The sequence below is a fragment of the Actinobacillus vicugnae genome (assembly GCF_901687125.1).
GTDB lineage: Bacteria > Pseudomonadota > Gammaproteobacteria > Enterobacterales > Pasteurellaceae > Actinobacillus > Actinobacillus vicugnae.
Window position 1 is genome coordinate 113,737 of record NZ_CABFJY010000048.1, and the last position, 9,366, is coordinate 123,102.

7 protein-coding genes and 1 pseudogene are annotated in these 9,366 nt (G+C 40.0%); all 8 read left to right on the plus strand.

Annotation, left to right across the window (positions count from 1 at the left end; translation table 11 throughout):
- The first annotated feature begins 170 nt into the window (after positions 1–170).
- Positions 171–4,718: a S6 family peptidase gene (locus F8M47_RS11115; RefSeq protein WP_150540143.1), complete on the plus strand. Its 4,548-nt coding sequence runs from the start codon at positions 171–173 to the stop codon at positions 4,716–4,718.
- A 76-nt stretch (positions 4,719–4,794) separates the two neighbouring features.
- Positions 4,795–5,808 (plus strand): tRNA pseudouridine(13) synthase TruD, encoded by a 1,014-nt coding sequence (gene truD, locus F8M47_RS11120; protein ID WP_150540144.1) that lies wholly within the window; start codon positions 4,795–4,797, stop codon positions 5,806–5,808.
- On the plus strand, positions 5,808–6,572 hold the full coding sequence (gene surE, locus F8M47_RS11125) for a 5'/3'-nucleotidase SurE (protein WP_150540152.1): 765 nt from the start codon (positions 5,808–5,810) through the stop codon (positions 6,570–6,572). Before truD ends, surE begins: the two co-directional genes overlap by 1 nt.
- Positions 6,573–7,157, plus strand: coding sequence for a YqaA family protein (locus F8M47_RS11130; protein ID WP_150540145.1), 585 nt, complete (start codon positions 6,573–6,575; stop codon positions 7,155–7,157).
- A 9-nt stretch (positions 7,158–7,166) separates the two neighbouring features.
- Positions 7,167–7,706: a LysM peptidoglycan-binding domain-containing protein gene (locus F8M47_RS11135; RefSeq protein WP_150540146.1), complete on the plus strand. Its 540-nt coding sequence runs from the start codon at positions 7,167–7,169 to the stop codon at positions 7,704–7,706.
- Positions 7,707–7,784: 78 nt separating this feature from the next.
- Entirely contained in the window at positions 7,785–7,979 is a 195-nt protein-coding gene (locus F8M47_RS11140) for a hypothetical protein (protein WP_150540147.1), read from the plus strand.
- 24 nt (positions 7,980–8,003) lie between these two features.
- Positions 8,004–9,206: a murein hydrolase activator NlpD gene (nlpD, locus tag F8M47_RS11145; protein WP_150540148.1), complete on the plus strand. Its 1,203-nt coding sequence runs from the start codon at positions 8,004–8,006 to the stop codon at positions 9,204–9,206.
- Positions 9,207–9,284: 78 nt separating this feature from the next.
- Positions 9,285–9,366: pseudogene (locus F8M47_RS12325) on the plus strand (transposase); the annotation flags it as partial.

A 9,366-nucleotide genomic window follows, 5' to 3' on the forward strand; every position in this document is an offset into this window, starting at 1 on the left:
GATTGTTTTCTGAAAGAATTGCGATTTGAGTCAAGTTTAAGATGACGTTATAACAATAAAGCATAACAAAATTTTAATTATGACAAAAAAGTCTAGATAAAGTTCTATCTTTTTTTTGAAAATTTTATAGAATTCCGCCCTCCTTACTGGTCGGATAATTTAGGAATGATATGGATTTTCAAAAAACAACAATAGCTTCACTTATCTCGCTGTTAATCAGTTTAAATGCAGGGGCTTCTGCAGTACGAGATGATATCGATTATCAATACTTTCGTGATTTTGCGGAAAATAAAGGGCAGTTCTCTGTTAATGCAAGCAATATTGATATCTATAACAAAGATAAACAATATATTGGTACGATGCTTAAAGATACGCCAATGATCGATTTCAGTGCTGCGGATAGAAACTCTGCCGTTTCGGTAGCAATTAGTCCTCAGCATATTACGAGTGTTGCGCATAATGTGGGCTATGGCTCAGTTTCATTTGGTATGCCTGGCACTAATGAAGATGGACATTATTTTAACTACTTAATAGTGGATCGTAATAATTATCCAGAAGGGCAGGAATTAGATAAAGACTACCATATTCCTCGTGTACATAAATTGATCACAGAAATTGTACCAATGACTTATTCAACTCTAGGGTTGGATGTGAGTGTTTATAAAGATAAATCTCGTTTCACTGAATTTGTGCGTGTTGGTAGTGGTACGCAGGTGATTCGAGATAGAAAGAATAATGTCCAAACATTAGCTCAGGCTTATCAATACTTGACTGGCGGTGCTGCTTTGCCAGTATTAGCTAATCGTAACAATTGGTTAGATGTGCAAGGCAATCTTTATGATAATGCACACAGCCCGATGGCAACCTATGGTTTGCCTGGTGATAGTGGTTCTTCAGTCTTTACATACGATAAACTAGAAAAACGTTGGATTTTAGTTGGGGTATTAAATTTTTATACTGGCATGACAGGTAATAAAAATATTTATACCTTAATGCGCCCAGACTATGTGTCAAAAATCTTTGCAGAAGATGAAGGCATAAAAATTTCAAACCGTACACATAATGAAAAATATGTATGGCGTAAAGGTGATGGACAAAGTGTATTAACTAATAGCAACGGCGAAAACTTTACGCTTGCGCTTCAAGATGAGAGCTTAGTTTCAAAAGATACCAGTAAAGAACGCCCATCGTTAAATGCAGGTAAGAATCTTGATTTATCTGGCTACCGTGCAACGATTGAACTAGCAGATGATATTAATCAAGGTGCAGGTGCGCTTTACTTTAATGCAGGTGTGATTGTACGTCCTAAAGCAGATCAAACATGGCAAGGTGCTGGTGTTTCTGTTGCTAAGGGGAAACGTGTTGATTGGCAAGTTAAAAACCCAGAAGGTGATCGTCTTTCTAAGATTGGCGAAGGTATCTTATACGTAAATAGCGTTGGTAAGAACTTAGGCGATATTAGTGTTGGTGATGGAACTGTTGTACTTGCACAAAGAGCAGATAAAGATGGTAACAAACAAGCGTTCAATACAGTTGGTATTGTAAGTGGCAGACCAACTGTTATTTTAAGTAGTGCAGATCAAGTTGATCCAAATAATATTTATTTTGGTTATCGAGGTGGGCGTTTAAATGTTAATGGTACGAGCCTAACTTTTAATCATATTCAAAACGTTGATGAAGGGGCAAAAATTGTTAACCACCATGCAAGCCAAGAGAGCAATATTACCATTCATAATAAATCCTTCACTGAGGCTGATCTCAGTTGGGGAAAATGGAAAGAAAAAGCCAAAGATATTTATGAATATGTAAATAGTCGTGCATATAATCGTAAGGATTACTTTGCGCTAACAGGTAATCCAGCCGCTTATTTTCCAACTAATCAACAATCAAGTGCGAATTGGGAATATTTAGGTTCGGGTGAAGAAGGTAAACGCAAAGCAATTGAAACCATGCTGGCTCGTAAGCATGATACTTATGCGAAAAATACTTTTAATGGCTATTTTGGTGAGACCCAACAAGGTCAGCCAAATGGCAAATTAAATGTGACCTATGCTCCCAAAATTAAAAATGCAACTTTAATGCTTAACGGTGGTTTAGCATTAAATGGCAATGTATCGGTAGACAACGGCAACTTATTATTAAGTGGCAAACCAACCCCACACGCTTATGACGTGTTAAACAGAAAAGATGTTGTGGTAGAAGATGATTGGATTAACCGTACTTTCAATGCAACGAATATGGCGGTAAACCAAAGCGGCATCTTAACCGTTGGGCGTAATGTAACTACAGTAAATGCAAACTTTAGTGGTACAAATCAAGGGGTATTAAATTTAGGCTTTATTCAAAATATAAGCTCAAGTTGTCTCTATTCTGAATATACAGGTACAACTTCTTGTCAGCCTCAAGCGGTCATTTCTGAGCAAAGTTTTGCAAAATTACCAACCACACAAATTTCAGGTAATGTGAACTTAGCTGACAATGCAGCATTAAATCTTGGTAAAGCAACTTTAACAGGCAATATTCAAGCAACTGAGAATAGCCAAGTAGCATTACACAATGCAAGTCATTGGGTAAATACCGCAGATAGTAAAGTGGGTCATTTAAGCTTAGCGCAAGGTTCAATGGTAAGTTTAAATCAACAGTATGCAAGTCAATCATTAAATGATCTTACTACATTTAACACTTTAACGATTGATGGCAACTTAACTGGCACAGGTGTCTTTAACTACTTAACGAATGCTGCAAAAGGCATTGGGGATAGAGTTGTGGTAAATGGCTACGCAGAAGGTGATTTATTACTTAATGTTAAAAATACAGGTGCAGAGCCACAAACCACTAGCCCTGTGAGCTTATTAAAATTAAATAATGCCCAACAAGCAGCACATTCGGTGAAAGTAGCGCTTAATGGAGGGTATGTTGATTTAGGCGCATACCGTTATATTTTGGCAAACCAAAAGAATGATTATCGCTTATATAGCCCAGTGCTTGCAGCTAAAGAGAGCAATAGTACAGCGCACAATAAAGCCACAGAAGAAATTAACCAAGCGGTGGTAGCATTTGAAGCATTAAATGCAAAACTGGCTAACTTGGAAACAGAAGCACAAAACCGTGTAACTGCACAATTAAATGCAAAATCTAAGCTGACGATTGCAGAACAAGCAGTTAAAACGGCAACTCAAGCTGTTCAAGCAGCAACGAAGAAAGTAAATGAGAGCTCATGGTGGAACCGCTGGAGTGCATCATTAAGCTTATTAGCTGCTCGTCAGCAATTACAAAGCGCCCAAGCAAATCTTGATAGCGCTAATGCAGCAGTGAATTCGGAAGAACAAGCGTTACTGAAAGCAAGAGATGCACTGGCTGTGGCAAAAACAGAAGTGGCAAATGCGCAGGTGAATTTAGCAAATTTACGTGGTGTTAATGATACTTTAGCGCAAAGAGCCATGAAATTATGCTTAACCAACCAAAGTCGAGAAGTGTGTGAAAGTACGCTATCTGAAGCAGAAATTGCAAATTCAGGTTTTGAGGATTTCGTTGCAAAATCTTTATATGCAGATGAAATCAGCAAAGCAGCAAATGAAGCGGAATTAGCCTACCAGCAAGCATTGGCAGCCGTTGAAGCAGCGCAACAAACGCAAAATGCTACAGCGATTGCACAGGCACAAGAGCAGGCAGAAGTTGCAAGACAAACAGCAGGCTTATTAAATAAAGAAGTGGAAGAAGCGCGTATCGCAGAAGCGAATGCCTTACTTGCATTAGATGTACCACTTTCTGAACAAGAGTTAGATGAATTGCTTGAACAAGCTAACTTATCTGCTTCAGCAGTGAACAATGTTAAGCAAAAACACGCAATCAGCCGTTATTCAAATGCAGCGATTTCGGAAGTTTCTGCACAAGTAAATCAGTTATTAGAACTTGGTCATAATATCGATCGTGAATTATTAACCAACAAAACTAACGATTTAGACGTTTGGGCAAACACGGAATATCAGCACACGAAACACGGTTCTGATAAATATCGTGACTACAAACAAAGTACAACACTTACTCAAGTAGGTGTAGAAAAAGCTGTAAATGAAAGCTTCCGTGTAGGTGCGTTATTATCGAACTCATTAGCACATAATGATTTCGCTGATAACATGACGGGTAAAGGTAAAACATTAGCTGCAACGATCTTTGCTAAAGCTCGTGCAAACAATGGTTTATTTGCGGTAGTTGATGCAAGCTATATGCGTTCTAAAAATGAAGTCGGTTTAGCGGAAGACAAAACTAAATTCAATCGTGATATTTTGGCGTTTGGCACAAGTATCGGTAAAGAATGGGAGATTGCAGGTCTGAAAGTACAGCCGTCATTAGGTGCGCGTTACTATCGTCTTTCTGGAACAACTTATCAGTTAGATGGTGCGCAGACTCAGATTAAACCGCTAAACTTTATGAGCTACCACGCAGGCGTTAAAGCAGAAAAAACATTTAATTTTGACCGCTTTAGCTTAAAACCAAGCCTTGCGTCTTACTATGTAGATGCAAGTAGCCAGAAACTAGAAGTGAAAGTGAATAACCATACGTTAGATCAACAATTTGGTCGTCACTTTAGACACGAATTAGGTATGGCAGCTATGTTTGGTAAACAATGGTCGCTTACTGCAAATTTAGGTTTAGTGCATGGAAATGAAATCACAAAACAGAAATATGCAGGTTTAAAAGTTAGCTATAACTGGTAGAATAGCCCTATTTGAACAAAAGGGCTGAAAAAGGCATCTTCGGATGCCTTTTTTATGCTTGTAAGAAGGGTGTGTAATGCAATTAAATTATCTTTTAGGACAGCCACAACAAGCGGGTAAATTAAAGGCAGAATTTGCAGATTTTATTGTGCGAGAGGAGCTGGGGTATCTACTTAGCGGTGAAGGCGAATTTGTTGCGGTCAGAATCCGAAAAACCAATGCGAATACTTTATTTGTTGGTGAACAGTTAGCAAAATTTGTTGGCATTTCGGCTAAAAATATCAGTTATGCAGGACTTAAAGATCGTCATGCGGTAACCGAACAGTGGTTCTGTTTACATTTAGCAGGCAAAGAAACGCCTGATTTTTCACAATTTGAATGTGAGGGCGTAGAGGTTTTAGAGGTGACTCGCCATAATCGTAAGATCCGAGTAGGGAGCCTTGCGGGCAACCATTTTGAGCTTTTATTACGTGATGTTGTACAATCTGCAGAACTTGAACAGCGTTTAACTCAATTACAAGCGGTCGGATTTCCCAATTATTTTACCGAACAGCGTTTCGGGCGAGATGGGCACAATTTAACCCAAGCGCTACGTTGGGCAAGTGGTGAAATTAGCGTAAAAGATCGCAAAAAGCGTAGTTTTTATTTATCAGCAGCGCGTAGCGAAGTATTTAATTTAGTCGTTTCGCAACGTATTGCGGATAAATTAACTCAAACGGTTTGTGCAGGAGATTATCTGCAACTAGCAGGTTCAAATAGCTTTTTTGTGGTTTCAGAACATGAATTAGCTGAAACACAACAGCGTTTGGCAGTAGGAGATGTTTTACTTACTGGACCGTTAATTGGTGAAAAATCACTAGAAGCAACCGCTTGTGAGCAGGAAAAAGCGATAGTTGCACGCCATGCTTCATTAGTTGAATTGATGAAGAAAGAACGAATGACAAATGCTCGTCGCGCGATGTTCTGTAAACCACAAAACTTTTCATGGGAATTTGAGTCTGAAGGGTTACGTATTAAATTCTTTTTAGATTCAGGCAGTTACGCAACGGCATTAGTGCGTGAGTTAATTCAATTAGCGGAACAAGAATGATGAATATTTTAATCAGCAATGATGATGGTTACCAAGCATTAGGTATCCAAACCTTAGCTAAAACATTACGTGAAGCAGGGCATTCGGTCACAATGATTGCCCCCGATCGCAATCGCAGTGCAGCCTCGAGTTGTTTAACCTTAATGGAACCGATTCGAGTTCATCAAATTGATGAATTTAATTATTCTGTGATTGCAGGCACACCTGCAGATTGTGTACACTTAGCACTCAATGGCTTTTTAACTACCTCATTCGATCTTGTGATCTCGGGGATCAACCACGGCGCTAATTTAGGTGATGATGTGGTGTATTCAGGCACAGTCGCAGCGGCGTTAGAAGGCAGACATTTACCGCTTCCAAGTTTAGCGATCTCATTGGTCGGTAAAAAATCGGAAGGACATTTATTTGGTAATAATCATTTTGAAACGGCCGCAAAAGTGGTATTAGATTTATTGCCAAAGGTACAAAAAGGGATTGTACCAGCACGTCAAATTTTAAATATTAACGTGCCAGATTTGCCTTATGAACAGATCAAAGGTGTGATGGTGACTCGTTTAGGGCATCGTTCACCCGCAGCGGAAATTGTAAAACGAGAAGATCCTCGTGGTTCGACAATTTATTGGCTAGGTGCAAATGGTGTACCAGTGGATGCCAGCGAAGGGACGGATTTCTACGCATTAGAACACGATTATGTGTCAATCACGCCAATTCAGGCCGATATGACAGCTCACTATTCAATTCAAGCGTTAAAGGATGTTTTCTAAATGAAATTGTTCGGTACAATTTATGATAAAACGATGGAATGGTCGAAACACCGTTTTGCGACTTTTGGGTTGAGTTTCGTAAGTTTTATTGAAGCGATTTTCTTCCCCATTCCACCCGACGTGATGTTGATCCCAATGTCGATGAGTAAACCACAAAATGCGACAAAATATGCTATTTATACCGCGATTGCCTCGGTGTTAGGGGGGATTATTGGCTACTTGATCGGCTTGTATGCGTTTGATTGGGTGCAAGGTATTATCGTTGATTGGGGGATGCAAGCTAATTTTGATAAAGCAAAATCTTGGTTTGAAACTTGGGGAGTAGCGGTCGTTTTCTTAGCGGGGTTCTCACCGATTCCTTATAAAGTATTTACGATTTGCGCGGGCGTAATGCAAATGGTATTTTTCCCATTTGTAATTACTGCTGCTATTTCTCGCTTTGCTCGTTTTATTTTGGTTGCCAAATTATCAGCATGGGGCGGAGAAAAATATGCGGATAAAATCCGTCGTTCTATCGAATTAATCGGCTGGGGCACTATTGCAGTTGCAGTTGTCGCATACCTAGCGTATGAATTATTTAAGTAAGGATATTATATGAAAAAATCATTTTTACTTTTACCATTAATGGTTTCAATGGCATTAACTGCTTGTAATTCTTCATCAGAATCAGAAGCAAGTGTTGCAGATGCTACAGGTTCATCAACCACTTCAGCGATTCCAACATGGCAATCTTCTGAAGGGATCCAAGCAACTGATATGCCTGCTTCAATGAGTTCTGCGCCAACCCATACCATTGGTCAGACACAAACCACCTACAATAATACGGCGCAAACTACTTATAATACTGCCCCGCAAACCGTGCAGCAGCAAGTAGCAAGCCAAGCGCCAGTAACTTATAGTGGGCAATCAGAGACAATTGGTAATTGCCAAGTCGTGCGTGATAGCATGGGAACCCCAGTTTATGCCCAAATGGTTAAAGGTTGCTACACCGATAGCAATTACACCGTAGGAAAAAGCGATACGATGTATCTTATTTCCTATTTAACGGGTCAAACACCAGCACAAATTGCAGCATTGAATAACATTAGCACCACAACCAAATTACAAGTTGGTCAAGTGTTGCGTGTAAGATAATTAACCTCTTTATATTTATTTAACGGCAGTCGTTTGGACGACTGTCGTTTTGTGCGTTTATAGATTTAGGAAAGTAATATGAAAAAAGCATTACTTTTAACCCCATTCGTATTTGGTTTAGTTGCTTGTAGCGCAAATCCTCCCGTAAAAGACGAAGCAGAATTAACCCCAGGCGTTATGCAACCTGTATCAGGTTCAGGCGCTACAGAAGGTAGTTATAGCTGGAGTTCAGAAGTGGAGTCTGCCCCAATGCCTGCATCAATGGCCAAATAACTCATACAAAGGACAACTTATAAAATGAAAAAATCATTCCTCTTATTGCCTGTTGCTGCACTGGTTTTAACCGCATGTAGTTCAAACAATCCAGCACCTGTGGTAAGTGCGAAAGACAGCACTGAATTAAGCCCAGGTGTAATGCAACCAGTATCAGGGACAGTGCCAACGACTTATGGCTGGCAGTCTGATATTCAGCCGGCCTCTATGCCAAGCACGATGGGTAGCACACCAACCTCAACTGTTTCTCAACCTGTAATTACTAACCCAGTGATTACTGAGCAACCTGCCCAACCACAAACTACAACTAAGATTGTGAAGAAAACGAAAACGGTTGAGAAAAAAGTTGATCAAAACTTCGAAATTCCTCGTGATGCGAACAATGCCCCGTTGTATAACCAAATCCAAAAAGGCTTCTACGATGGTTCAACTTATACGGTACGTAAAGGCGATACGATGTTCTTAATCGCTTATATTATTGGTAAAGACGTAAAAGAAATCGCGGCACTCAATAATATGAGTGAGCCATATCAATTAAGCGTAGGGCAAAAACTTAAAACAGGTAAATCGGCAACCGAAACGGTAACTGTTGAAGAAAAAGTAACTGTGCCAGTTCAGCCACAAGTGACTTATCAACAAGGTGCAAATGGTACGACTTACGCATCAGACGGTAATATCACAGGCCCTGTGAAAGCGAGCACAGGTTCAGCTTCTGCTCCTGTAGTAAATAGTGGTATTCGTGCTTCAGCAGGTACGGCAGCAGCGACAACCTCAGCAGGTATTGTTGCAACGGCAGGCACTGCGCCAACAGTAAGAGCAACTACCAGCTCAACAGCGATTAATGCACCAGCTTCTAACTTCAAATGGCAGTGGCCGACTGCAGGTCGTGTGGTATCAGGCTTCTCTTCAGCAGAAGGGGGCAACAAAGGTATTGATATCGCAGGTAGTAAAGGTCAGGACGTAAAAGCTGCTGCTGCGGGTAAAGTGGTTTATGCAGGTAATGCATTAGAAGGCTACGGTAACTTAATTATCATTAAACATAGCGATGATTTCTTAAGTGCTTATGCACATAACGACAGCATTAAAGTAAAGGAGCAAGATAATGTCAGTGCGGGTGAAACCATTGCGAAAATGGGTAGTACAGGCACGAACAGCAACAAGCTTCACTTTGAAATTCGTTATAAAGGTAAGTCAGTTGATCCAACTCGCTATTTACCAAAACGCTAATTGCACTTTTTAAGTGAAATTCGACCGCTTGTGTGATCTGCACCCCAAAACCTGGACACCTAATTTGAGGTGCAGATTATGTCTTATTCTTATCAATTTCGTTTAAACATTATCAAACAAGTGACCGAACAGGATTTGGGTATTCGTGAGGTCGCTAAAC